The sequence below is a fragment of the Acidimicrobiales bacterium genome (genome assembly GCA_035536915.1).
Taxonomy (GTDB): domain Bacteria; phylum Actinomycetota; class Acidimicrobiia; order Acidimicrobiales; family JAHWLA01; genus JAHWLA01.
This window is the reverse complement of record DATLNE010000020.1, coordinates 73220-98522: the sequence shown is the minus strand read 5'-3', so window position 1 is coordinate 98522 and position 25303 is coordinate 73220. Positions and strand designations below refer to the sequence as shown.

General features: G+C 69.6%; 23 protein-coding genes and 1 pseudogene. 17 read left to right on the top strand and 7 right to left on the bottom strand.

What is annotated here, in order from left to right; all coding sequences use genetic code 11:
- Positions 1–11 precede the first annotated feature (11 nt).
- Positions 12–2693, bottom strand: a pseudogene (gene aceE / locus VM938_05650) (pyruvate dehydrogenase (acetyl-transferring), homodimeric type).
- A gap of 41 nt (positions 2694–2734) precedes the next feature.
- On the opposite strand from aceE, the gene VM938_05645 reads away from it, so the two are divergent.
- Positions 2735–3709 carry a ribonuclease H gene (locus tag VM938_05645; GenBank protein ID HVF74513.1) on the top strand — a complete coding sequence of 325 codons (975 nt, stop codon included), beginning with the start codon at positions 2735–2737 and terminating at the stop codon, positions 3707–3709.
- Here VM938_05645 and VM938_05640 read toward each other — a convergent pair.
- Positions 3690–4019: a GNAT family N-acetyltransferase gene (locus VM938_05640; GenBank protein ID HVF74512.1), complete on the bottom strand. Its 330-nt coding sequence runs from the start codon at positions 4017–4019 to the stop codon at positions 3690–3692. The two genes, VM938_05645 and VM938_05640, sit on opposite strands and share 20 nt — an antisense overlap.
- 25 nt (positions 4020–4044) lie before the next feature.
- On the opposite strand from VM938_05640, the gene VM938_05635 reads away from it, so the two are divergent.
- From VM938_05635 to pstB, 11 genes are all read left to right on the top strand, one after another.
- On the top strand, positions 4045–5892 hold the full coding sequence (locus tag VM938_05635; GenBank protein ID HVF74511.1) for a hydantoinase/oxoprolinase family protein: 1848 nt from the start codon (positions 4045–4047) through the stop codon (positions 5890–5892).
- Positions 5865–7361 carry a hydantoinase B/oxoprolinase family protein gene (locus VM938_05630; protein HVF74510.1) on the top strand — a complete coding sequence of 499 codons (1497 nt, stop codon included), beginning with the start codon at positions 5865–5867 and terminating at the stop codon, positions 7359–7361. The genes VM938_05635 and VM938_05630 overlap by 28 nt, the downstream gene beginning before the upstream one ends.
- Positions 7362–7888: 527 nt before the next feature.
- Positions 7889–8251, top strand: a complete 363-nt coding sequence (locus VM938_05625) for a hypothetical protein (protein HVF74509.1) — start codon at positions 7889–7891, stop codon at positions 8249–8251.
- Positions 8252–8752, top strand: coding sequence for a hypothetical protein (locus tag VM938_05620; GenBank protein HVF74508.1), 501 nt, complete (start codon positions 8252–8254; stop codon positions 8750–8752).
- A 277-nt stretch (positions 8753–9029) separates the two neighbouring features.
- Positions 9030–10937 (top strand): PhoX family phosphatase, encoded by a 1908-nt coding sequence (locus VM938_05615; GenBank protein ID HVF74507.1) that lies wholly within the window; start codon positions 9030–9032, stop codon positions 10935–10937.
- Positions 10938–10946: 9 nt separating this feature from the next.
- Positions 10947–11090 (top strand): twin-arginine translocase TatA/TatE family subunit, encoded by a 144-nt coding sequence (gene tatA / locus VM938_05610; protein ID HVF74506.1) that lies wholly within the window; start codon positions 10947–10949, stop codon positions 11088–11090.
- 72 nt (positions 11091–11162) lie between these two features.
- Positions 11163–11576: a hypothetical protein gene (locus tag VM938_05605; GenBank protein ID HVF74505.1), complete on the top strand. Its 414-nt coding sequence runs from the start codon at positions 11163–11165 to the stop codon at positions 11574–11576.
- A gap of 5 nt (positions 11577–11581) precedes the next feature.
- Positions 11582–12595, top strand: a complete 1014-nt coding sequence (locus VM938_05600; GenBank protein HVF74504.1) for a PstS family phosphate ABC transporter substrate-binding protein — start codon at positions 11582–11584, stop codon at positions 12593–12595.
- Between the two features lie 4 nt (positions 12596–12599).
- Positions 12600–13562 (top strand): phosphate ABC transporter permease subunit PstC, encoded by a 963-nt coding sequence (pstC, locus tag VM938_05595; GenBank protein HVF74503.1) that lies wholly within the window; start codon positions 12600–12602, stop codon positions 13560–13562.
- Positions 13559–14455, top strand: coding sequence for a phosphate ABC transporter permease PstA (gene pstA, locus VM938_05590; GenBank protein HVF74502.1), 897 nt, complete (start codon positions 13559–13561; stop codon positions 14453–14455). Before pstC ends, pstA begins: the two co-directional genes overlap by 4 nt.
- Positions 14452–15342 carry a phosphate ABC transporter ATP-binding protein PstB gene (gene pstB, locus VM938_05585; protein HVF74501.1) on the top strand — a complete coding sequence of 297 codons (891 nt, stop codon included), beginning with the start codon at positions 14452–14454 and terminating at the stop codon, positions 15340–15342. Before pstA ends, pstB begins: the two co-directional genes overlap by 4 nt.
- A 9-nt stretch (positions 15343–15351) precedes the next feature.
- Here pstB and VM938_05580 read toward each other — a convergent pair whose 3' ends face one another.
- On the bottom strand, positions 15352–16032 hold the full coding sequence (locus tag VM938_05580) for a response regulator transcription factor (GenBank protein HVF74500.1): 681 nt from the start codon (positions 16030–16032) through the stop codon (positions 15352–15354).
- Positions 16033–16176: 144 nt separating this feature from the next.
- Between VM938_05580 and VM938_05575 the strand changes: the two genes are divergently transcribed.
- The 5 genes from VM938_05575 to VM938_05555 all read left to right on the top strand — a co-directional run bounded on the left by VM938_05575 (position 16177) and on the right by VM938_05555 (position 21399).
- Positions 16177–16905 carry a response regulator transcription factor gene (locus VM938_05575; GenBank protein HVF74499.1) on the top strand — a complete coding sequence of 243 codons (729 nt, stop codon included), beginning with the start codon at positions 16177–16179 and terminating at the stop codon, positions 16903–16905.
- Complete coding sequence (phoU, locus tag VM938_05570) at positions 16902–17588, top strand: phosphate signaling complex protein PhoU (protein ID HVF74498.1); 687 nt, start codon at positions 16902–16904, stop codon at positions 17586–17588. Before VM938_05575 ends, phoU begins: the two co-directional genes overlap by 4 nt.
- 522 nt (positions 17589–18110) lie before the next feature.
- Positions 18111–18836, top strand: a complete 726-nt coding sequence (locus tag VM938_05565) for an enoyl-CoA hydratase-related protein (GenBank protein ID HVF74497.1) — start codon at positions 18111–18113, stop codon at positions 18834–18836.
- Positions 18833–19687 (top strand): 3-hydroxybutyryl-CoA dehydrogenase, encoded by an 855-nt coding sequence (locus tag VM938_05560; GenBank protein ID HVF74496.1) that lies wholly within the window; start codon positions 18833–18835, stop codon positions 19685–19687. The genes VM938_05565 and VM938_05560 overlap by 4 nt, the downstream gene beginning before the upstream one ends.
- Positions 19684–21399, top strand: a complete 1716-nt coding sequence (locus VM938_05555; GenBank protein HVF74495.1) for an acyl-CoA dehydrogenase — start codon at positions 19684–19686, stop codon at positions 21397–21399. The genes VM938_05560 and VM938_05555 overlap by 4 nt, the downstream gene beginning before the upstream one ends.
- Here the strand turns inward: VM938_05555 and VM938_05550 are convergent.
- Genes VM938_05550 through VM938_05535 form a run of 4 tightly spaced genes read right to left on the bottom strand, consistent with a single transcriptional unit; the run spans position 21359 to position 25282 of the window.
- A complete protein-coding gene (locus VM938_05550; protein ID HVF74494.1) occupies positions 21359–22339 on the bottom strand; it encodes an alpha/beta hydrolase in 981 nt (326 codons plus the stop codon). The genes VM938_05555 and VM938_05550 overlap by 41 nt on opposite strands.
- A complete protein-coding gene (locus VM938_05545) occupies positions 22336–23859 on the bottom strand; it encodes a carboxylesterase/lipase family protein (GenBank protein ID HVF74493.1) in 1524 nt (507 codons plus the stop codon). The genes VM938_05550 and VM938_05545 overlap by 4 nt, the downstream gene beginning before the upstream one ends.
- Positions 23859–24317, bottom strand: coding sequence for a TIGR03618 family F420-dependent PPOX class oxidoreductase (locus VM938_05540; GenBank protein ID HVF74492.1), 459 nt, complete (start codon positions 24315–24317; stop codon positions 23859–23861). The genes VM938_05545 and VM938_05540 overlap by 1 nt, the downstream gene beginning before the upstream one ends.
- Positions 24314–25282: an NADPH:quinone oxidoreductase family protein gene (locus VM938_05535; protein HVF74491.1), complete on the bottom strand. Its 969-nt coding sequence runs from the start codon at positions 25280–25282 to the stop codon at positions 24314–24316. Before VM938_05535 ends, VM938_05540 begins: the two co-directional genes overlap by 4 nt.
- Positions 25283–25303 lie beyond the last annotated feature (21 nt).

Here is a 25303-nt window from a genome sequence, read left to right as displayed (position 1 = left end):
CTCCGAAGTGTGCGGGGGTCGGGGAGATCGGGGTTGAGGTCGTAGCGGGCGATGGCGTCGGCCACGTCTTCGGCCTTGCCCTCGCCGGTGTCGGCCAGCGCCTTGAGCACGGCCACGATCAGGTGTTCGGCGTCGGTCTCGAAATGGCGGCGCAGGGCGGCGCGGGTGTCGGAGCGGCCGTAGCCGTCGGTGCCCAGCACGCTGAAGTGGTGGGGCACCCAGCGGGCGACCTGGTCGGGCACCATCTTCATGAAGTCGGTGACGGCGACCACCGGGCCGTCCGCACCGCTCAACGTCTCGGTCACGAACGGCACCCGTGCGGGCTCGCCGGGGTGCAGCCGGTTCCACCGCTCCGTCGACAGCGCCTCCTCGCGCAACTGCTTGTAGTTGGTGACGCTGTAAAGCGACACGGCCACGTCGTGGTCCTCGGCCAAGCGCCGCTGCGCCTCTGTGGCCGCTCCGTAGGCGGTGCCGCTGAACAGGACGGTGGCCCGCCGCGACGGCCCGTCGGGCGCGGGTGAGAACCGGTAGATGCCGCGGATGATGCCGTCCTCGGTGCCCTCAGCCATGGGCGGCATCTCGTAGTTCTCGTTGTAGAGGGTCAGGTAGTAGAAGACGTCCTGGGGTGTGTCGCCGTACATGCGGGCCATGCCGTCTCGCACGATGACCGCCACCTCGTAGGCGAAGGCGGGGTCGTAGGCGGCGATGTTGGGCACCGTCGACGCCAGCACCAGCGAGTGGCCGTCTTCGTGCTGCAACCCTTCGCCGTTCAACGTGGTGCGGCCCGCGGTGGCGCCCAGCAGGAAGCCGCGGCCCCGCATGTCGCCGAAGGCCCAGATGAGGTCGCCCACCCGCTGGAACCCGAACATCGAATAGAAGATGTAGAACGGGATCATCGGCTCGGACCACGTGGCGTATGCCGTGCCCGCGGCGGTGAACGACGCCATGGAACCGGCTTCGGTGATGCCCTCTTCGAGGATCTGGCCCTGCTGGCTCTCGGCGTAGCTCAACAACAGGTTGGCATCGACGGGCTCGTAGCGCTGGCCCCCCGACGCGTAGATCTTCACTTCCTTGAACAGGGCGTCGAGGCCGAAGGTGCGCCCCTCGTCGGGGATGATCGGCACCACGCGACGGCCGATCGACTCGTCGCGCAACAGGTTGCGCAGCAGGCGGGCGAAGCCCATGGTCGTCGACACCGCCTGGCCCTTGGAGCCGACCAGCAACTCCCCGAAGACGGGCTCGGCGGGGGCGGGCAGCGCCTTGGCCCGGTACGTGCGCCGGGGTATCGACCCGTCAAGGGCGCGGCGGCGGTCGACGAGGTACCGGTACTCCACCGAGTCCTCCGCGGGCCGGAAGTACGGCGGCATGTCGGTGTCGAGCGCCTCGTCGGGGATCTCGTCCTGCAGGTACAGCCGGTCGCGCAACAACTGCAGCTGCGCCTTGTTGAGCTTCTTGATCTGGTGGGTGGCGTTGCGGGCCTCGACCTCAGGGCCGAGCGTCCAGCCCTTGACGGTCTTGGCCAGGATGACGGTCGGCGCCCCTGTGTGCTCGACGGCGGCCAGGTAGGCGGCGTAGAGCTTGCGGTAGTCGTGGCCGCCACGGGGCAGGTTGCGCAGGTCGTCGTCGCTCAGGTGGTCGACCATCTTGCGCAGGCGCGGGTCGGGGCCGAAGAAGTGCTCCCGGATGTAGGCGCCGGTTTCCACTGCGTACTTCTGGAACTCGCCGTCGACCGTGGTGTTCATCTTGTTGAGCAGCACCCCGTTGACGTCGCGGGCCAACAACTCGTCCCACTTCGAGCCCCACACGACCTTGACCACGTTCCAACCTGCGCCCCGGAAGACCGTCTCGAGCTCTTGGATGATCTTGCCGTTGCCGCGCACCGGGCCGTCGAGGCGCTGCAGGTTGCAGTTCACCACGAAGATCAGGTTGTCGAGCCCCTCGCGGGCGGCCAGCGACAGGGCGCCCAACGACTCGGGTTCGTCGGTCTCGCCGTCGCCGACGAAGCACCACACCTTCGACTTCGAGGTGTCGGCGATGCGGCGGTTGTGGAGGTAGCGGTTGAACCGGGCCTGGTAGATGGCGTTGATGGGGCCGAGGCCCATCGACACCGTGGGGAACTCCCAGAATTCCGGCATGAGCCGGGGGTGGGGGTACGACGACAGGCCCTTGCCGCCCAGCTCCATGCGGAAGTTGTCGAGCTGCTCCTCGGAGATGCGGCCTTCCAGGAAGGCCCGGGCGTAGATGCCGGGGGCAGCGTGGCCCTGGTAGTAGATCTGGTCGCCGGGGAGGCCGTCGTCCTTGCCCTTGAAGAAGTGGTTGAACCCGACCTCGTAGAGCGAGGCCGACGACGCGTAGGTGGCCAGGTGGCCGCCGATGCCTTCCGAGCGGGTGTTGGCCCGGGTGACCATCACCGCGGCGTTCCAACGGATGAAGGCGCGGATGCGGCGCTCGATGTGCTCGTCGCCCGGGAACCACGGCTCGTCCTCGGGGGGGATGGAGTTGATGTAGGGGGTGGAGACGGTGGCGGGGAAGCCGACTTGCTGCTCGCGCGCCCGTTCCAGCAGCTTCATGAGGATGAAGCGGGCCCGGCCCTTCCCTTGGGCGTCGACGATGGCGTCGAACGAGTCGACCCACTCGCGGGTGACCTCCGGGTCGATGTCGGGAAGCTGATGAGCAAAACCGTCAAAGATCACGTGCTCCATCCTCGCGCTCACGAGCGGCCAAGCTGAACGCCTTGTCCACCACCGTCTATACCGATGGCGCCTGCCTGGGGAACCCTGGCCCTGGCGGCTGGGCGTGGGCCGTCCCCGACGGGCCGTATGCCGCCGGTCCCGACCCGGCCACGACCAACCAGCGCATGGAGATCAAGGCGGCGCTGGAGGCCGTGCTGGCGCTCGACGGGCCCCTCGTAGTGGTCAGCGATTCCACCTACGTCGTGAACTGCTTCCGCGACCGGTGGTGGGAGGGATGGCTGAAGCGGGGGTGGCTCAACTCGCAGAAGAAGCCGGTCGCCAACCGCGACCTGTGGGAGCCGCTGATCGAGGCGGTGCAGGCCGACCCCACTCGGGTGCGGTTCCGGTGGGTGAAGGGGCACTCGGCTGACCGCTACAACGACCTGGTCGACCGCTTGGCGGTGGAAGCAGCCCGCACGCAGCAGCCTTCGGCGGGCTCCGGCACGCCCGCCGTGCTGCCCGCGCCCGACGCACCCGCCCGCGGGCCAGGCGTGCCCGAAGGCCACAAGCTCGTGGTGGGCGGCCAACGGGTCGACCTGGCCGACGATGCCCAACGTCGGCTGCACGAGATCGTGGCGGCCAAGGCCGCGCTGCACGCCGACCTGGTGGTGCTGACCGGCCTGCGCCACGGCGCCGAGATGGCGGGCGCCGAAGCCGCGGTGGCCGCGGGCGTGCCGTTCGTGGCCGTGCTGCCCTACCCCTCGCCTGAGAGCGTCTGGCCGTGGGCGTCGCAGGAGCGCTTCCGTTCGCTGCTGGCGTTGTCGGCCGATCGAGTCGTGCTCCAGGAGAAGTCGCCCACCACCAAGCAACAGGCGGGCGCCGCACTGTCGCGGCGCGACGCATGGCTGGCCCGGCATGCGAACGAGGCGGTGTTGGTGTGGGACGGCGACGACGACTTCACCGGCAAGCTGGTGCGGTCGTTCCGCGACCACCTCGGCGAAGAAGACGTGTGGGTGCTCAGCCCGGCAGGTGCTTGACCAACAGCCCGCACGTGCGGCCGTCGTCAGTCACGGCGCGCTCGGTGGGGCGGTAGCCGAGCCGTTCGTAGAGGGCGCGGGCCTGCGGGTTGGCGTCCTCCACGCCGAGCACCACCTGCGTGCACCCTTCGGCGGCCAGTAACTGTTCGGCCCAGGCGATGAGGCGGCTGCCGACCCCTCGCCCTTGGGCGTGCGGCTCGACCGCCAGCGAGCGCAGGTAGCCGGCGTCGGGGTAGCGGTCGAGCTCCACCGTCACCTGTCCCACCGGCACGCCTTCTTCTTCCACTGCGAGTGTCACCGTCGTGCCCATCGCCCCCGAGGTTAGGGTCGGGCACGTGCGAGTCGGCGTCGACACCGGAGGCACCTTCACCGACGTGGTGACGGAGGACGGCCACATCCGCAAGGTGCCGTCCACGCCGGCCGACCCGGCGGCGGCGGTGGCCGCAGGCATCGAAGGGTTGGCGGTCGACGTGCTGGCGCATGGCACCACCGTGGCCACCAACGCCTTGTTGGAACGGCGGGGCGCGGTGGTGGCGCTGGTGACCAACGAGGGCTTCGCCGACGTCATCGAGATCGGCCGTCAGGACCGACCCTCGCTCTACGACATCTGGGCCGACCGTCCGGCGCCGTTGGTGCCGCGATCGCTGCGGTTCGAGGTGGCGGGCCGCCTCGACGCTGCCGGCGCAGAACTGGTGGCGCTCGGTCCCGTCCCCGAGATCCCCGACGACGTCGACGTGGTGGCCGTGTGCCTGTTGCACGCCGACCTGAACCCCGACCACGAGCGGGCGGTGGCCGCTGCGCTCGATGCCGACGTGGTGTTGTCGTCGGACGTCTCCCCCGAGTTCCGTGAGTACGAGCGCACGGTGACGACGGTGGTCGACGCCTATTTGCGGCCCGCCTGCCGTTCGTACCTGTTGGGCCTGCGGTCGTTGGCTGCCGAGGTCTTGGTCATGACCTCGGCGGGGGGCTTGGTCGGCGTGGAACAGGCGGCAGGCCGTCCGGCGTCGTTGCTGTTGTCGGGCCCTGCGGGCGGCGTGCGAGCGGCGGCTGCGGCCGCGGGGGCGGCGGGCTTCCCCGACGCCGTGACCTTCGACATGGGCGGCACGTCGACCGACGTGTGCCTGGTGCTCGACGGCAAGCCCGCACCCGCAGCTCAGCGCTCGGTGGCCGGGTTCCCCATCCGCCTGCCGTCGCTCGACGTGCACACCATCGGGGCGGGCGGCGGCAGCATCGCCCGCATCGACGCCGGCGGCGCCTTGGCGGTGGGGCCGCAGAGCGCGGGCGCCGTCCCCGGTCCTGCGTGCTACGGCCGGGGCGGCGTCGAGGCCACCGTGACCGACGCCGACCTGGTGGCCGGGCGCATCCCCTCGCGGCATGCGTTCCCGGGCTTGGGCGCCCTCGACGTGGAGGCGGCGCGCGCGGCGTTGAGCGGCGCCGGGGTGACGGCCGAGGGAGTGATCTCGGTGGTCGACGCGGCCATGGTGCAGGCGGTACGCGTGGTGTCGGTCGAGCGCGGCGTCGACCCCCGTTCGCTGGCGCTGGTGGCCTTTGGTGGCGCCGGCCCACTGCATGCGTGCGCGGTGGCCGACGCGCTCGGCATGCCGGTGGTGATCGTGCCGCCGCGGGCCGGCGTGCTCTCGGCGGTCGGCATGGTGGGCGGTCCCCGGCAGGCCGACGTGGTGCGATCGTGGCCGGTGCCGGGCGATCACAGCGGGTTGCCGCAAGCCCGGTTCGACCTGGCCCGGGTGGCGGCGAGGCGGTTGATGGGCTTGCCCGACGACACGCCTGCCCGGGTGGCGCTGGCGGCGGGCACGGGCGTGGCCGGCGTGGTGCTGCCCGACGGCACCCATGTGGAGGTCGAGCTGGCCGTCGACTGCCGTTACGCGGGCCAGAGCCACGAGCTGACCGTGCCGACGGTGGGGGAGTTCGAGGACGAGCACCGCCGGCGCAACGGCTTCGTGCGGCAGGGTGCGGCAATCGAGGTGGTGGCGCTGCGGGCGTCGGCCCGGGTGGCGTCCCCCGTCGACATCGACAAGCTGGGGCCGCCCGAGGGCATGGCCAGGCGCGGCGCAGTGGGGCCGACGGTGCTGGCCGAGCCCGACTGCACCGTCTGGCTGCCCGAGGGATGGACGGCCGAGGTGGGAGGAGGTGGCTCGTGGATCCTGCGTCGCTCCAAGTCCTGATCTCGCAGTTGACCGGCGTGGCCGAGGAGATGGGCGCCGTGCTGCGCCGGGCCGCCTTCAGTCCCAACATCAAGGAGCGGGCCGACTGCTCCGCCGCGCTGTTCACCGCCGAGGGGGAACTGTTGGTGCAGGCCGAGCACATCCCCGTGCACCTCGGCTCCATGCCTGCCTCGGTGCGCGCCGCGCTCGATGCGGGCTACGACCTGCAACCGGGCGACCAGCTTGTGCTCAACGACCCGTTCGCGGGCGGTACTCACCTGAACGACATCACGTTGGTGGCGCCGTGCTTCGTGGACGGGCGGCTGGTCGGATGGGCGGCCAACCGCGCGCACCACGCCGACGTGGGCGGCATGGTGCCGGGATCGATCCCGCCCGATGCCACCGAGATCCAGCAGGAGGGCTTCCGCATTCCGCCGGTGTTGTGGAGCCCGACGGTGGCGGCGCTGTTGGAAGCCAACTCCCGCACGCCTGAGGAACGACGGGGCGACATCGCCGCGCAGGTGGGCGCCAACGTGGTGGGCGTGGCCCGCTTGGCCGAGTTCGCCGACGCGCCGCTTGACGAGGTGTGCGAGTACGGCGAGCGACGCATGCGGGCGGCGTTGGCCGCGTTCCCTGATGGGGAGTGGACGTTCGAAGACGTGCTCGACTCGCCGCCGGCGGTGATCCGCTTGCGGCTGGTCGTGTCGGGCGACGAGGTGATCTTCGACTTCACGGGCACCGACCCGCAGCAGCGGGGCAACGTCAACGCCGTCGAAGCGGTCACGGTGTCGTCGGTCGCCTTCGCCCTGCGATGCGTGACCGACCCGACCATCCCGGCCAACGGTGGCGCGCTGCGGCCGGTGCGAGTGGTGGCGCCCGAAGGAACGGTTGTGGCCGCCACGTTCCCCGTGGCGGTGGGCGCGGGCAACGTTGAGGTGAGCCAGCGGGTGGCCGACGTCTGCTTCGGTGCGCTGGCCCAAGCGGTGCCCGACCGGGTGCCTGCGGCGAGCCAGGGCACGATGAACAACCTGCTGATGGGCGGCGACGGTTGGGTGTACTACGAGACCATCGGCGGCGGGCAGGGAGCACGGCCCGGGCGCGACGGCCAGTCGGCCGTCCAGACGGGCATGACCAACACGCAGAACACGCCGATCGAGGCGCTGGAACGGGCGTTCCCGTTGCGGGTGCGCCGCTACCGGGTACGACCCGGCAGCGGCGGGGACGGGCAGCACCGAGGCGGCGACGGCATCGAGCGCGACGTGGAGGTGCTGGAGCCGACCACGGTCTCGCTGGTGACCGAGCGCCGCATCAGCGCGCCGTGGGGGTTGGCAGGCGGCGAGCCGGGCTCACCGGGCGAGAACCTGCTGCTGCCCGGCGGCGACGTAATGCATGCGCAGCGGCTGCCCGACAAGTGCACCGTTCGTCTCCAGGCGGGTGATGTCTTGCGAATGCTCACCCCCGGCGGTGGTGGTTTGGGAAGGAGTCCGTAACTATTTGAATATGCGTTCACCTTGTCGACAGGCAGTTCCGCAATGCCATGAGGGTGCTCTCAGTCCGGCAAGAATTCCAGACTCAATCCAGAGTTGGGTCCGCGGGGCATGCCGATCGCGGTGTCCTCGCCTGGATGAATCCTGAGGTCTTCAAGTACGGCTGCGGCACTGAGCACATCACCTTCCTCGACCTTCACGAGGGGATCGGAGCGAGGATTGTCGACAACCTTGCCTCGTCGAACTCGAACGGTGTTATCCCCCTCTTCCTGCGCTCGACGACAGATAGCCCTCATGTAGTAGCGGTTGAATTCGCCCTCACTGAGCGTCTCGGCTGCCGTCCGCGGGGTAGTCGACCGCCGCCCATTGCTCGCTGTGGTTGCCGGGGATCCAGAGATCTCCTGGTACTGGCTCAAGTTGTAGAGAGGACGCGAGCTGCTCGGGTTCCCATCCGATTGACCACCCTCGCCGGTGCACTTTGTCAACCTTCTATTGACTACCCACCGCTGGTCAACGTATAGTTGACGACTATGAAGGCCGAGCAACGAGACTTCGCCCACGTCGTCGACACGCTGCTGATGAACGTCCGAGACCTTCTCGACTCTCCGAACGCCCGCGACCGCGTGCGGGCCGTTCACCATCTGGCCGTGGGAGTGGACGGTCTCCAGCGCCTCGTCCTGCTCGAAGCCCAAGAGTCGGGCATGACGTGGGCGGAGATCGGCAGCCTCTACGGCGTCTCCCGGCAGGCGGCTCATCGGCGGTTCTCTGACGAGACCGTCGTTTCCCCCGATTTCTTCGACTGGCTCCTAGAAGAGTTGGGCGAGGAAGGCGAGGTCGTACCGGCGCTGGCCGAGGCGGCCAAGCGCAGTCGTCGGGCAACGGCTACGCGGTAGGTGCCTCGGTTCGAGCGGCTCACGCCTGAGCATCCGATCGAGTCCTTCTCGTCCGGCAACGCTGATCTCGACATCTGGCTGCGAGAGGCGGGCGTAACTGCTGACCGCGCCGGGACCACTCGCGTCTACGTCTGGCTCGATGACGACCAAGTCATCGGTTACTTCGGCATCCTCCCCCACGCCGTCCGTCGCGACGACCTCCCGTCCTCGGTCGGTCGTGGCGCGCCGGAGGTGATCCCCGGCTTCCTGCTCGCTCGCCTCGCGCTGTCGGAGCACCTGCACGGACGCGGCCACGGCGGTGACCTGCTCGTTGGCGCACTCGACACGACGCTCGCAGCTATCCGAAGAGGCGGTGGGAGGGTGATCGTCGTTGACGCGATAGACCAACGTGCCCACGACTTCTACGTGCATTTCGGCTTTCGTCCGACTCCGGCAAACCCCAGCCGCCTCGTGATGAAGGCCAGCACCGCAGCTGCCTCCCTCTCCGTCGACTGGCCGTGAGGCAGTGACCGTGGTTCCGGTGCAGTCGGTGAGCAAGTGGACCAACAGGCTTACGACTCCCAACCTAGGCACTGGATCGTGCCTATTCGTTGCCGGTGCTGCGGCGGGGGAGCGGAGGCGCCGGGTGGGTGGCGGGCGCGATCGATGTCGATGATCGTCGAAACCTGACCTCACAGAACAGGCCGCGCAAGAGTTCACTCGGTGTTCGCGGCACGCCGGCATTGCGGTCAGATCGCCCTTCTACGGTCGTCCCGTTCCTTCGAGCACGAGGTGGCCGATGACCCTTCTCGACGACCGGCACGAGCCCAACGACCTTTCCGACTTGGTGCACGCAGCAGTGAGCAGGCGCTCGCTGCTGACCGGCGGCGTCGCCGCTGCCGTCGGCGCCTTTCTCCTCCACGGCAACACAGCGGGTCCGCTCCGGGCGTTGGGGGCGGCACCGGCCGCGGCGGCCCACGCGCACCGGACCACGCGCTTCGGCTTCACCCCCATCGAGGCGTCCACTGCCGATGCCGTCGCCGTGCCGCCGGAGTACGAGTACCAGGTCCTCTACCGCTGGGGAGACCCCGTTCGAGGTGAGGGGCCGAAGTTCCGGTTCGACGCCTCGAACAGCGCCGACGAACAGGCCCAGCAGGCAGGCATGGGCCACGACGGGATGCACTTCTTCCCCCTGGCGCCCACGGCCCGAGGCCGTGAGCGGGGCCTGCTGGTGATGAACCACGAGTTTGCCGAGAGCTTCCTGCTCTTCGCCGACGGCGACTCGAGCTCGACCCCCGAGCGAGTCCGGAAGTCGCAGAACGCCCACGGCGTCTCCGTCGTCGAGGTCGAAAACGTCGACGGCCGATGGGAAGTGGTGGCGAGCGGCTTCAGTCGGCGCATCACCGCGAACACGCCGATGGCGCTCGCAGGCCCGGCCGCCCGCCATCCCCTGATGAGGACCAACGGCGACGCCGCGGGCACCCGCGTGCTCGGCACCGTCAACAACTGCGCCTCCGGCCAGACGCCGTGGGGCACGTACCTCACGTGCGAAGAGAACTTCAACGGCTACTTCGGGACTGCCACACCCGCAACCGTCACGACCGACATGGCCGCCTACGGCATCACGCCCGACGGCAACGGCCTCGGCTGGTGGCGCCAGGACCGCCGCTTCGACGTGGCCGCCGAGCCCAACGAGCCCAATCGGTTCGGCTGGATAGTGGAGATCGACCCCTTCCGCAAGAACGCCGTCCCGACCAAGCGGACCGCGCTCGGGCGCTTCAAGCACGAGAACGCCTTCGTGAGCGAGACGGCCGACGGGCGGGTGGTCGTCTACAGCGGCGACGACGAGCGCGGGCAGTTCGTCTACAAGTTCGTCGGTGCTCGTCCGTGGCGCGACGTGGTGGCGGAGGGCGAGAGCCCGCTCGACGACGGGACGCTCTACGTGGCCCGCTTCGACGACGACGCCACCGCAGGCGACGGGCGCGGGGTGGGCACGTGGCTGCCGCTGGTACACGGCAACGGTCCGCTGGTGGCACCCGCCTTCCCCGACCAGGCGAGCGTCCTCGTCCGCGCCCGTCAGGCAGCCGCCGCCCTGGGCGCCACCAGGATGGACCGGCCCGAGTGGATCACCGCCGACCCCTCGACCGGCGACGTCTACTGCACCATGACGAACAACAGCCGGCGGGGCACGACGGCGCAGCCGGTCGACGAGGCCAACCCCCGGCCCCGCAACCCGTGGGGCCACATCATCCGCTGGACAGAGACGGGCGGTGACCACGGCGCCACCACGTTTGCCTGGGACCTGTTCGTGCTGGCAGGTGACCCGGCCAACCCTGCGCACGGCACCACCGGCGACCTCGACGCCTTCGGTTCGCCCGACGGCTTGGGTTTCGACCGCTTCGGTCGGCTGTGGATCCAGACGGACGGGGCGCAGCCGGTGGCGTGCAACAACCAGATGCTCGTGGCCGACCCCGCCACCAAGGAGGTGCGCCGCTTCCTGGTCGGCCCCAAGGGGTGCGAGATCACCGGGCTCGCCTTCACGCCCGACAACCGCACGCTCTTCGTCAACGTCCAGCACCCTGGCGAAGCGGGCACGGCCACCGAGCCCAGGGCACAGAGCAACTGGCCCGACTTCCGGCCCGACGGGCGTCCTCGTGACGCCACCGTCGTCATCCGCCGTCGCGACGGCGGCGTCGTCGGGTCGTAGGTCGAAGCGATGCCGTCACTCGGAGGGCCTGAGCTGCTGATCGTGCTCCTCGTCGTGTTGCTGCTCTTCGGCGGCTCCCGGCTGCCGAAGCTGGCCCGCTCGCTCGGCCAGGCGCAACGTGAGTTCCGCCAGGGCACCGACGAGCCCACCTGAGTCGCCTGAGATTCGCCCGTCGTTCACTTCGTCGCTGCTCCCGCGTCAGGCTCGCTCCGTACCGTCGCAGCGATGGGCGAGGCGCAGCCGCACGTGACCTTGGAAGCCGCTCGCCGGCTCCTGCTCGCCGAGGTGGGGCGCATCGACGCCGTCCTCGACGAGCTGCGGGCGGGCCTTGCTCCAGCCGCCACCCTGGAGGAGGCGGTGGCCGAACTGCTGCGCCGGGAAGTGCGCACCTGGAGGCCCTCCGAAGTCGTCGACGCCCTGCGCCGCGACGGCCTGGACCTGCCTGCCCGTGCCCATCAGCGCGTTCGCAGCGTGTTGGCCCGCCTGGTCGTTACCGGTGACGCGGTGCGGGTCTCGAACGGCCACTACGAGGCCCCCCAAGAGTTCCCGGCCGGTTCACCACGCGTTCAGGGCTTGGCCTCTGGGGCGTCAGAGGGGCTTCCTACGGTCACCTCGACACCGAATATCCCAGGAGGGTGAGTCATTTGCGATACATCAAGCACCGTCGTTCGGCCGTCGTGCCGGCCGTGGCCGTGGCCCTGTTGCTGGTCACCGCGGCATGCGGCAGCGACACCGACGACGACGCCACCGGCGTCCCTGCGGCGTCCACCGGCGACACGGCCGGCCTGACTTCGCTCAAAGGCACGATCCGCATGGACGGCTCGTCGACGGTCGCACCGGTCATGAAGGTGGCGGCCGAGGACTTCCAGACGGCGACCAAGAACGGCGTGGCCGTCACCGTCGGCGTGTCCGGCACCGGCGGCGGCTTCGAGAAGTTCTGCCGGGGCGAGACCGACATCTCCAACGCGTCACGGAAGATCAAGGCAGGAACCGCCGACAAGCCCGGCGAGAAGGAAGCCTGCACCACGGGCGGCGTGCAGTACGCCGAGCTCCAGGTGGCCAACGACGCCCTGTCGGTGATCGTCAACCCCGACAACACCTGGGCCAAGTGCCTCACCGTCGACCACCTGAAGAAGGTGTGGCGTGCCGATGCCCCGGTCGGCAACTGGAAGGACGTCGACCCGTCGTTCCCCGACAAGCCCATCAAGCGCTTCGGGGCGGGCACCGACTCCGGCACGTTCGACTATTTCACCGAGGCGGTCAACGGCAAGAGCGGCGTCATCACCAAGGACTACAACCCGTCGGAGGACGACAACGTCACCATCACGGGCGTGTCGGGCGACGACGGTGCCGTCGGGTTCCTGGGCCTGTCGTACGCCCTCGAGAACAAGGGCAAGGTGACGGCCGTCCAGATCGACGGAGGCAAGGGCTGCGTCACCCCCGAGGCCAAGACCGTGCAGGACGGCACCTACGCCCCGCTCGGCCGGCCGCTGTTCGTCTACGTGTCCACCAAGGCGGCGATCCGTCCCGAGGTGAAGGCGTTCGTGAACTACTACTTCGACAACGTCGACACCATCACCAAGGAGGCGTTGTTCGTCGCCCTCACGGCCGAGCAGAAGCAGAAGGCCCTCGACGCCGCCAAGGCAGCCGGGATCTGATGCAGTGACCAGCGCCGCATCGACGGCGGCGACCGCAGCGGTGCCCGTGGTGACGCTTCGTCCCACGGGCGCCCTGCGTCGGCGGCAACGGTTCGAGCGGCTGGTGAAGGCCGTCCTGTTGGCGAGCGCCCTGGTGTCGGTGGCCACCACCGTCCTGATCGTCTTCTCGCTCCTGCAGCCGACGGTCGAGTTCTTCCAGGAGGTGTCGTTCGGCGAGTTTTTCGGCGGCACCGACTGGTCGCCGAACTTCGAACCTGCGTCCTTCGGCGTGTGGCCCATCATCGGGGGCACGCTGGTTGTCACCGGCATCGCCCTGCTGGTCGCCGTGCCGTGCGGGCTCGGCGCTGCCTTCTACCTCAGCGAGTACGCCCGCCCGCGAGCCCGCCGGGTGCTCAAGCCGGTACTGGAGCTCCTCGCCGGCATCCCCACCGTGGTGTTCGGCTTCTTCGCACTGACCTTCGTCAACCCCGAGCTGGTGGCCAAGCTGTGGCCGATCGGCGACGTCAGCACCTTCTCCGCCCTCGGCGCCGGCCTGGTCATGGGCGTGATGATCCTGCCGATCATGACGTCGCTGTCGGAGGACGCCATGTCGGCCGTGCCGCAGTCGCTGCGCCAGGCAGGCGTCGCCTTGGGCGCCACCCGCCGGGAGGTCTGCACCAAGGTGGTGTTCCCGGCCGCCCTGTCGGGGATCGTGGCCGCCACCGTGCTCGCCGTGTCGCGTGCCATCGGCGAGACGATGATCGCCCTCCTGGCCGCCGGGAACCGCCCGAACCTGTCGGCCAACCCGGGCGAGGACATGCAGACGATGACCGCCTTCATCGGCAGCACGGCGCTGGGCGACATCGCCACCCAGACCATCCAGTACAAGACGATCTTCGCGGTGGGCGCCCTCCTGTTCGCGGTCACCTTCGTCCTGAACATCGTCAGCATCCGCGTCGTGCGCCGCTTCCGACAGGCCTACGAGTGACCGCGCCCGTGGCCTCGCTGGCCAGCACCGTCGACGCCCGACGACGGCTGCGCGACATCGTGTTCCGCGGCCTGCTCTACGCGGCCCTGGGCATCGCCCTCGGCACCCTGTTGGTGCTGCTGGTCGACACCGTCAACCAGGGCAGGCCCAAGATCGGCATGGACCTCTACCGCAACTTCCCCTCGGCCCGCCCGGCCCGGGCGGGCATCCAGTCGGCCGTCTACGGCTCGCTGTGGGTCGTCGGCATCACTGCCCTGCTGTCGCTCCCGCTCGGGGTCGGTACTGCCGTCTACCTGGAGGAGTACGCCCGGCAGGGCCGTTGGTACAACCGCCTGATCGAGCTGAACATCCAGAACCTCGCGGCAGTGCCGTCGATCGTCTACGGCATCCTCGGGCTGGCCTTCATCGCACGGGGCCCGCTGGGATGGGGGCCCACCATTCGGACCGCGGCGCTGACCCTCACCCTCGTGGTGCTCCCCACCGTGATCATCTCGTCGCGCGAGGCGCTGCGGGCGGTGCCCCCGTCGTTGCGCCAGGGCGCGCTGGCCCTGGGCGCCACCCGGTGGCAGGCGATCTGGCGGCAGGTCCTCCCCGGCGCGGCGCCGGGGATCGCCACCGGCAGCATCCTGGCGGTCTCCCGGGCGCTGGGCGAGTCGGCCCCGTTGCTGTTGCTGGGCGGGCTCGCCTTCATCTCGTTCAACCCCCCGGCGGGCCTCGGCGCCCTCGACTCCGCGTACACGGTGCTGCCCATCCAGGTGTTCCAGTACGCCACCGACGCCCGCCAGGAGTTCCACATGATCGCGGCGGCCACGATCGTCGTTTTGCTGGCGATGCTCCTGTTCCTCAACGGGCTCGCCATCTTCATCCGCAACAAGTACCAACGGAAATGGTGATCGCCGTGGAAGGAGACAACCGCATGCAGGTTGCCGAGCACTCTCTGCCGGACATACGCCTGGTGACCAGCGGCGACGCCGGCCCGCAGTCCGACGACGACCACCCCGTTGTCATGGAGGCGACGGGGCTGCACGTCCACTACGGGCCGTTCCGAGCCGTGCGCGACGTCGACCTCGCCATCCGGCGCAGCGAGATCACCGCGCTCATCGGGCCGTCGGGGTGCGGCAAGTCGACGGTCCTGCGCTGCTTCAACCGCATGAACGACCTCATCGAGATCGCCCGGGTGGAAGGTCGCCTGACTTACCACGGCATCGACGTCTACGGCGCCGACGCCGACGCCGGTGAGGTCCGCCGCCGCATCGGCATGGTGTTCCAGAAGCCCAACCCGTTCCCCAAGTCGATCTACGAGAACGTGGCCTTCGGTCCCCGCGTGAACGGGCTGCGATCCAAGCAAGCGCTCGATGAGATCGTGGAGCGGTCGTTGCGCGGCGCGGCGTTGTGGGACGAGGTCAAGGACCGCCTCAAGGCCTCGGCCCTGGGCCTGTCCGGCGGCCAGCAGCAACGCCTTTGCATCGCCAGGGCCATCGCCATCGAGCCCGAGGTGCTGCTCATGGACGAGCCGTGCTCCGCCCTCGACCCCGTCGCCACCGCGCACATCGAGGACCTCATGCACGACATCAAGGCGCAGTACACCATCGTCATCGTCACCCACAACATGCAGCAGGCGGCCCGGGTCAGCGACCGCACGGCCTTCTTCACCACCGAGGTCAGCGAGCAGGGGGACCGGCGCACCGGCGTGCTCGTGGAGTTCGGCCGGACCGAGCGCATCTTCTCCAAGCCCGACGACGAGCGCACCGAGCGCTACATCACCGGCCGCTTCGGCTGAGGCCCTGCCTCACGGGGTCGAGGACCGTTCGAGAACGTAGCCGAGCCCTCGGACGGTGCGAATGGTCGTCGACGACCGGCCCGCCAGCGCGTCGCGGAGGCGCTTCATCTGCACCTCGAGCGTGTTGGAGTCGACCATCGAGTCCGGGCCCCACACCCGGGAGACAAGGGTCCGGCGGGGCAGCACCTGGCCCGCGTTGACCAGGAGCAGCTCGAGGATGCGGAACTGCTTCAGCGGCAGGTCCACCACCTCTCCGGCGACCACGACACGATGCCGCTCGCGGTCGAGCACCACGTCGCCGGCCGAGATCGTCTCGTGGTCCTCGTCCGCCACCTCGGGTTGGCACCGACGGAGCAGCGCCCGCACCCGGGCCACCAACTCACGGACCCGTTCGGGGCGGCTCAGGGCGTCGTCGGCGATGCCGAGCAGGTCCACCACCGCAACGTCGTCGGCGCACAGGGCCACAACGGCGGCGCCCGAGACCCGGCGCACCTCGCGGAGCGCCGCGGAAGGCTCGTGGAGCCCGGCGATGTCGATCACCGCCACCACCGGCGAGAGCCGCCGCATCTCGGCGACGAGGTCGTCATCGGGGGCAATCGTGGCGGTCACGACGGCGTGGCGGTGCAGTTCCGTGATCAGTCGCTCGCACAACTCCGCGGCGCCGACGACGACGACGTCCACCCTTGCCATGCTGCGGACCGTACGGTCCGCGGTTGAACGTCGGGGTGCGGCAAGGCGACGCTTGGGCGAACAGTGGTGGCGATCACCGAAAGTTCGGCTTCGGTTCAACCGCTGGTCGCCGGTAGGCCTTTTTCGAGCCGTACGGTTCCGTCGATGGCACAGGTCGGCACACGGGTGCTGGTGGTCGAGGACGAGGAGTCGTTCGTGGAGGCGCTCACACTCGGGCTCAAGCGCGAAGGCTTCGATGTGGTCGTCGCCCGCGACGGCGTGCAGGCGCTCACGCTGTTCGATGCGGCGCGACCCGACCTCGTCTTGCTCGACCTCATGCTCCCGGGCGTCTCGGGGATCGACGTGTGCCGCGAGATCCGGACCCGGTCGAACGTCCCCGTCGTCATGGTGACCGCCAAGGACACCGAGCTCGACACCGTGGTGGGGCTTGAAGTTGGCGCCGACGACTACGTGACGAAGCCGTACCGCATGCGCGAGCTGGTGGCCCGCATGCGCGCCGTGCTCCGGCGCACCCCGGTGGGGCCCGCGGTCGACAGCGACATCGAGGTGCTGGAGGCCGACGGCATCCGACTCGACCTGGGGCGTCACGAGCTGACCGTGCACGGCATCGTCACGCCGCTTCCCCGGAAGGAGTTCGAAGTCCTCGAACTGTTGCTGCTGCATGCCGGAAGGGTCATGACCCGGGAGAGCCTTCTCGACCGGGTCTGGGGCGCCGACTACGTGGGGGACACCAAGACGCTCGACGTCCACATCAAGCGCATCCGGGCCAAGATCGAGGACGACCCGGCGCACCCGACGAGGATCACCACGATCCGAGGGGTGGGCTATCGGTTCGAGGACGACCACGCCGGCGGGCGCGGAGCGATGCGGTGAGCGGGACCCGCAGGGCGTTCCACGAGGAGCTGGCCGAGGTGCAGGGCGATGTCGTCCGCCTCGGCGCCATGGCCACCGAAGCGGTGCAGGCGGGCACGGACGCCCTCCTGGACGCCGACCTGTCGGCGGTCGAGCGCGTGGTCCTCAACGACGGCCACCTCGACGCTCTGACGCATGGCATCGAGGCCAGGTGCTACCAGTTGCTGGCCCGTCAGCAACCGATGGCCGTGGACATGCGCACGCTCGTCACCGTGCTCCGTGTCATCCACGAGCTCGAGCGCGCCGGCGACCTCATGGTCAACGTGGCCAAGACTGCCCGACGCCTGTTCCCGGCCACGCTCGATCCCAAGGTCCGGGGAATCGTCCATCGCATGCGCGAGCAGGCCGCCTGCCAGCTCTACCTGGCAGTGTCCGCCTTCGCCGACCGCGATCCCCGCCAGGCCGCCGTGCTGGCCGAGATGGACGACGACATGGACGAGCTGCAGAAAGAGCTGTTCCGTGTCATCTTCGGCTCGCAGGTCGACGACGACGCCGCCGTGCAGCGGGCTGTGCAGATCGCCTTGGTCGGTCGCTACTTCGAGCGCATCGCCGACCACGCCGTCAACACGGGCGAGCGCGTCGCCTACATGGTCACCGGCTCGTTCCGCGACGTGGAGAATCCCGGATCTCTGAACGCCCGGTGAACGGGAGGGTGACACTCCCAGGTTTTCCGCCTCCTGGGGACGAGCGACCCGAACGCAGGCTTTGCCGTCCTTTCCTCCGTCGGACGGACTTCGTACGCCGAGCGGTCAGCACGGCCGGGGAACGTGAGGGCATGTTCATGGTGACGTGCATCGCCTGCGTGCTGCTGGTCGTGGCTGTCGGCTTGGCCACCGTCGACGCAGGATGACCGCGGCGGCGAACTGGATAGCGAACATTTGGTCAGGTCCAGGTCGATGCGGGCTCAAATCAGTGCTCGGCCAAGGACTCGTCCGGCCAGGCCAAATCGGCGAGGTGTCCTGGCTTGAGACGTGGGCTCCGGTGCAGTCGTTCGCCGGGTGAGACATTGTTTGCGCCCTGGTAGTGCGAGCAAGGCACAGCCGGCCGATGGCGCGAGGGCGCTTGTCTCACGTTGTCATTTCACGGTACATTCACCCCGGGGAGAACCGGAAGGGAACGCCGAACGTGACGATGCCGACGGGGGAGCGGGGCCGAGGGCTCCTCCCGTGAGCCTCCGCGTCGAGGACGACCATGGAGTGCGTCGTCTGGTGCTCGACCGTCCCGACAGCCTCAACGCCTTCGATTCGGCGCTCTACGAGGCGGTCACCGAGGCCTTCGTGGAGGCGGCATCCGAGCCCGCGATCGCCGTTGTGGTGCTTACCGGCTCCGGGCGCGCCTTCTCGTCGGGAGCCGACATCGGTGAGCTCACCGGGGCAGTTGCGCCTGACGTCGTAGCCGACTCGTTCAGTCGCTTCGTCGATGCGCTCACCGACTTCCCGAAGCCGCTGCTGTGTGCTGTGAACGGCCTCGCTGTCGGCGTCGGAGCCACCTTGCTGGCACATGCCGACCTTGTCTTCATGTCGGCCACGGCGCGGTTGTGCTGCCCGTTTACTTCGCTTGGGTTGGTGCCGGAAGCGGGCAGCTCCTTTCTCTATCCCTGGCTAGTCGGTCCGCAAGAGGCGGCGTGGGCGATGCTCAGCGGGGAGTGGCTCGACGCCGCCGACTGCCTCCGCATCGGGCTGGCATGGAAGGTCGTCGACCCCGAGGATCTTGACGAGGTCGTGGGCGCCCACGCGCGACGGCTGGCGAGTCAACCGGTTGAAGCGCTGGTGGCCACCAAACGACTGCTGCGCGCATCGGTGGCGGACTTGGCGCGGGCCGCCACGGCACGAGAGACCACGGCACTTCGACCGTTGTTGAACAAGCTGCACGAGACAAGGAGCTGCGTGTGAAGCGGGTTGGAGTCGTCGGGTGTGGCCTCATGGGCGCCGGCATCGCGGAGGTTGCGGCACGGGCCGGCCTCGACGTGGTCGTTCGCGAGGTGGACGCGGCCGGGTGCGAAGCAGGAGAGCGTCGCATCGCGGCCTCGCTGGCTCGTGCTGTTGCGTCCGGGAAGCTGGACCCGGCCGACGAGAAGGCAGCCCTCGCCAACATCCGCTTCACCACCCAGTACTCGGAGATGGCCGACCGCCAGGTCGTGGTCGAAGCCGTGGTCGAGGAGGAACGGGCCAAGGCCGAGGTGTTCGCCTCCCTCGACGAGGCCGTCAAGGACCCGGAGGCGGTGTTGGCGACGAACACGTCGTCGATTCCCGTGATGAAACTGGCGATGGCGACGAAGCGCCCTGAGGCTGTCATCGGCATCCACTTCTTCAACCCGGTTCCGGTGCTCCCCCTCGTGGAGCTCGTGCCGTCATTGCTCACGAGCGACACCACTGTCGAGCGAGCCGAGCTGCTGGCGGTGGACCTGCTCGGCAAGCGCGTGATCCGTTCGCAGGATCGCGCCGGGTTCGTCGTCAACGCCCTGCTCGTCCCGTACCTGCTGTCCGCCATTCGCATGCTCGAATCCGGCTTCGCCAGCGCCGCCGACATCGATGCAGGCATGGTCCTGGGGTGTGCGCACCCGATGGGCCCGCTCGCGCTCACGGACCTCATCGGCCTCGATACGACGACGGCGGTGGCGAACTCGCTCTTCGAGGAGTTCAAGGAGCCGCTCTTCGCACCGCCGCCACTGCTGTCTCGCATGGTGGATGCGGGCTTGCTCGGACGAAAGACCGGGCGCGGGTTCTACGAGTACGAGCGGTGACGGACTACGCGCCACCCCTTCGCGACATCGAGGCGGTGCTCGACGGCGTCGGTGCTGACGAGGTGCTCGCCCCCGCTTCACTCGACCGGGGCACCGTGTCGGAGTTGCTGGCCGAGTTCGGCCGCGTTGCCGCCAAGGTGATCGCGCCGATCGATGCCGTGGGCGACCGAGTCGGCAGCCGCCTCGATCCGACCACGGGCGCGGTGACCACGCCGCCAGGGTTCGCCGAGGCCTATCGCGCAGTCGTCCACGGCGGGTGGAACGCACCGGCAGCGGAGGTCGAGCACGGCGGCGGAGGGCTCCCGGCCGTCGTCGCCATGGCCGTTCAGGAGATGTTGACGTCGGCGAGCATGGCCCTGTCCTTGTGCCCCATGCTCACCCAGGGTGCGGTCGAGTTGCTGGCAGCGTCCGGCGACGAACGACAACGGCGGCTGTTCCTACCCCGCCTTGTCACCGGCGAGTGGACGGGCACGATGAACCTCACGGAGCCTGATGCCGGCTCCGACGTCGGCGCCGTGCGCGCCCGTGCCGAGCAGGATGCCGACGGGCGTTGGCGCGTCAGCGGCACAAAGGTCTTCATCACCTGGGGCGAGCACGACCTGGCCGAGAACATCGTGCACCTGGTGCTGGCGCGCACGCCCGGAGCGCCCCCCGGGACCAAGGGGTTGTCGCTGTTCCTCGTCCCCAAGTTCGACGTTGCCCCCGACGGGTCGCTCGGCGCGCGCAACAGCGTGCGCTGCCTGAAACTCGAGGAGAAGCTGGGCATCCACGCCAGCCCGACGTGCGTCCTCGAGTTCACCGACGCCGTCGGTGAACTCGTCGGTGATGTGTGCGACGGCATGCGCGGGATGTTCGTGATGATGAACGCCGCTCGTCGGGCCGTCGGCGTCGAAGGCCTGGCTGTGGCCGAGCGGGCTCTGCAGCAGAGCGAGGCCTATGCGGCCGAACGGCGACAGGGCCGGGCGCCGGGTGCACCGCCAGGGTCGTCGTCGCCCATTGCCCAGCACCCCGATGTCGCCCGCATGCTGCTCACCATGCGCTCTTCCGTGGCCGGCATGCGCCACCTGCTGTACTTCACGGCCAAGGCTGCCGACGATGCCCGATACGCCGGCGAGGTAACGGCTCGCGAGCGCGCCCTTGCGCGACTCGACCTCCTCACGCCGGTCGCCAAGGCCTGGGCCACCGATACCGGCGTGGCGATGGCATCGCTCGCCATCCAGGTGCACGGCGGGCTCGGGTACATCGAAGAGAGCGGCGTTCCGCAGCGGCTCCGCGACAGCCGTATCGCCCCGATCTACGAAGGGACGAACGGCATCCAAGCCGTCGACTTGGTCACCCGCAAGGTGCGCCGCGACAAGGGTGCCACCTTGGCGCTGGTGGTCGATGAAGCGTGGCGGGACGTCGCCACCGCCCCCGCCGAGCTCCGTCTTGCCGCCGATCTGGTCAGCGAAGCACTCCGTACCCTCGAGCGAGCAACCGACTGGATCGTCGCCCGCTCGCACGACGAGGTGGACGAGGTGTTGGCGGGCGCGACCGCCTACCTGGAGTTGTGCGGCATCGTCCTGTCGGGCTGGCTCCTCCTCCGGTCGGCGCACACGCCTGAGGCGGTCCGGATGTGCACGTTCTACGCCACGGAGGTTGTCGCCCGGGCAGTCGGCCTGCTCGTGCCGATCACCGCAGGGGCGGTTCGACTGCAGCCAGTCGGCGGCTAAACCACGCCTCCGTTCGTTTCTCCCACGCGTCGACCATCGCCGAGGGGAAGGCCATGAAGCCGTGCGGCATGTCGGGGGCGACAAAGAGGTCGACCTCGCATCCCGCCGCGGCCAGGCGCGTCGCCATCAGCAGGGTGTCGTCGAGCAGGTGGTCGGCGGAACCGACGCTCAGGAGCGCGGGAGGAAGTTCGCGCAGGTCGGCGTACACCGGCGAAATCGTCGGATGGCGCCGCTCCTCGTCGGTGCAGCCGGGAAGAAAGGCGTCCGCGTAGAAAGCGATCTCTTCGGGATCGAGCAGGTCGATGGCGTCGCCGGAACGGGCGCCTCGCGCCGACGGCGACCGGCCCCAGTCGAACAGGCCGAACACGAGGTTGGCGCCGAGCACACGGTCGACCGCATCGAGCTCGTCGCGGATCGCCATGAGGACGACCGCCGCCATGTAGGCACCCGCCGACTCGCCCCCGACGAGCAACGCATCGGTACCCCACTCGGAATCGCAGTGGTCGAGCAGCCAGGCGGCGACACTGACACCGTCGTCGGGGCCGGCCGGCCACGGGTGCTCGGGCGCCAAGCGGTAGTCGACCGACACCACCACGAGGCCGTGCGTCTGCGCCAGTGTGCGATTGGCCACGTCGCTCATTCGGGCGCCGCCGGAAACCATGCCCCCGCCGTGGAAGTGCACGTACACCGCCTTCGCCGGCCCGTCAGGGGTGGCGATGCGACAAGGGACACCCTCGATCTCGCGGTCGGCCACGCCTGGCGTGTCGTCGGGCATGAAGGCCGCCATGCGGGCGCGCTGCTCCGCCACCCGAGCCTCGGGCGACAGGCCGGGAGGGATCGGGGGGGCGGCGCCGAGTGCGCCGCGGAGCATGGCACCCACCGCCACCCGCGCCTCGTCGCGTACCGCCTCCAGCTCGTCGGGCCACAGCCGAAGAGTCATGTGCGGGACTCCCACAAGGCGACCTCGTCCGCAGCCGGGTCGAGCACCACCTCGGTTGTCTCTCCGAAGTCCATCACGGGGCGCTTGTCGGGTTCGTACACCGGCCACGACGGCAGCGCCGAGTGGTTCGGATCTCCCGTGGCCGCGAACGCCACCCACGCCCCGTGCATCTCGTCCGCCAGCCGCTGCGGTGGGTTGGGACCGGCCAACATGACGGCGCGCGGCTGGTCCAGGTTGCCCCACGTGAAGGGGAGGTCGAGGGCGTGGGCGGCGCCGATACGACCTTCGAAGGCTCGGGAGGGCCAGGAAAGCCGGTAGGCGAAGACGCGAGCGTGGTCGGCCTGGGCGTTCGCCAGCCGCACCGCGGGCACGTGGAACATGCGGTCGCTCTCGACCGCGGCCATGAGCTCCGCAGGCCCTGCATCCGGTCGGTTCCGACGGTAGAGGTCCAAGGCCTCGTCGGCCCGGTCGCCGAAGGCCAGTTGGTACGTCGGCGCGACCACGTCGAGGCCCATCTCGGCCAAGGCCACCAGCATCGGCTCCAACGCGTAGAAGAGCTGGAACTCGTCTTTGGTGTGGCCGACCACGATGTCGACGCCGGCTGCCGCTCCGTCGGTGATGGCCGTCATCGAGCGCCGGGGGATGAAGTCGCGTCCGACGAGGGGCTGGAAGGGCAGGCGGCTGAGGACGATCTCGGGGCCCCACCGCTCCACGTCGTTCTCCGTGACGATCTCCTCCGCCAGTGCAGCCTGCACCTCCAGCACCCGCTCGCTCGTCAACGATTGGAGGCCGTCGATGTCGCCGACCTCGACGCCTGCACGGCCGCAAAACGCCACGGCCACGCGTTCGGCGTACTCGGCGGGGATGCCATGGCCGGCCGCCCCACTTTGGAGGATGGCCCGGCGAAACAGGCCGCGTGTGGACGGGGCACCGAGCAGAAGGCCGATGCTCATGCCGCCTGCGGACTGTCCGGCGATCGTCACGTTGCCGGGGTCACCGCCGAAGGCGGCGATGTTCTCCTGCACCCATCGGAGGGCGGCCACTTGGTCGAGCAGGCCCCAGTTCCCGGCGCCTTCGCCTTCGGTGAAAAGGAACCCGGCTGCACCGACGCGGTAGTTGAACGTGACGCAGACGACGCCGTCGCGGGCGAACGTGGCGCCGTCGTACCACGGTTCGCTCCCGGCACCGATGGTGAACGCGCCGCCGTGCACCCAGACGAGGACCGGGAGCCCCGCTCTTCCGGCGTCTGGCGTCCACACGTTGAGGTTCAGGGCGTCGTCGCCCGCGCCCACCGTCGGGCAGAACAGCTCCCCCAGCACGCCCTCGAGCTTCGTCTGCGGGACGACCGCCCCGAAGGCCGAAGCATCGCGGACGCCGTCCCACTGCTCGGGCGGCGCCGGGGGGCGGAAGCGCGACGTGCCGACAGGCGGTGCCGCGTAGGGGATGCCGCGGAAAGCCACGACATCGCCTTCCCTTACGCCGCGGACACGCCCTGACGTCGTGGTGAGCACAACATCCATCAGTACGTGCCTCCCAGCTTCCGGTGGTCCCACGAGGTGATGTTCTCGACGTCGATCACCACGGCCACCCGCTTCGCCGCCGCGTATTCCAGCTGCGGGAGCACGGATTCGTCGTAGGGGGCGGTGTAGCGCTCGTACACGCTCCGCCCCACAGCGAGGACCGTGTCGCGGTCGTCGACGACGCGGGCGGCACCGGACAGCTCGACGCCACGAAGCTCGTCGTACTGTTCCCCGTCCTCGACCAGGCACGTGATGCGGGGGTCGCGCTGCAGGTTGGCGATCTTCTGCGACCGACCGTACGTCCAGAACGCGGGCTTGTCGTCGACGAAGCCGTACCACATGGCCACGAGGTGGATGCGGCCGTCGCCCCGCATGGTCGCCACGTTCATCACGTGGCGTTCGGAGAGGAACGAGTCGATCTCCTCGTCCGACATGCGCACTGCGTCGCGGCGGCTCACGGGTTCACCACCAGGCGGCCGACCACCGCTCGCTCCGAGAACGAGCGAAGGGCCTTGGCGATCTCGTCGAGCGGGTACGGCGTCGGCGGCGGAGGGCGCAGGGCGCCCGAGGCGACGAGCGAGATCAGCTCGAGCATGAGGGCACGGTCGCCGTCGGGGTCGCCGCGCATGAAGTCGCCCCAATCGACGCCGATGACCGACCGGTTGCGGAGCAGCACGCGGTTGGCGGGCAGGGACGGGATGTCGCCGGAAGCAAAGCCGACGACGTGGTAGCGGCCGAACGGGCGCAGGACGCGCAGCGCTGTCGATGCCAGCGTGCCGCCGACGGGATCGACCACGATGTCGACGCCGTCGCCCCCGTCGCCCCGGAGTCCCGCCACGGCGTCGGCGTCGCGGCTGTCGAGGAGCTCGACGGCACCTGCGTGGCGCGCCGCGGCGAGCTTCTCCTCGCTCGACGCGGCGGCGACGACCTCTGCGCCCTGGTAGCGGGCGACGTCGATCATGGCCAGCCCGACGCTGCCGCCCGCTCCGAGCACCAGCACGCGCTCGCCCGGCTCGACGGTGTCGCGTCGCATCAGTCCGTACAGCGCCGTGCAGTAGCTCTCGACCATGGAGGCGGCCACGTCGAAGTCGATTTCGTCGGGAAGGGGCAGGAGCTGGGACGCCTCCGCCACAGCGGCCGTCGACCATGCGCCCTGGACGCGGCCGAGCACGCGCCGCCCCACCAGTTCCGGCCCGACGCCCTCGCCGACTGCGGCGACGACGCCGGCGGCGATGGTCCCGGGATGGAACGGCAGCGGCGGCTTCACCTGGTACAGCCCCTGTACGAAGAGTGATTCCACGAAGCTGATCCCGGCGGCGCGAACGGCAACGACAGCCTGGCCGGGCCGGGGATCGGGTTCCTCGCGCTCGACAATCTCAAGCTCGTCGACGGGGCCGAGCCTCCGGCAGATGACAGTCCTCACCTGATCTCCTCTGCTTGCTGT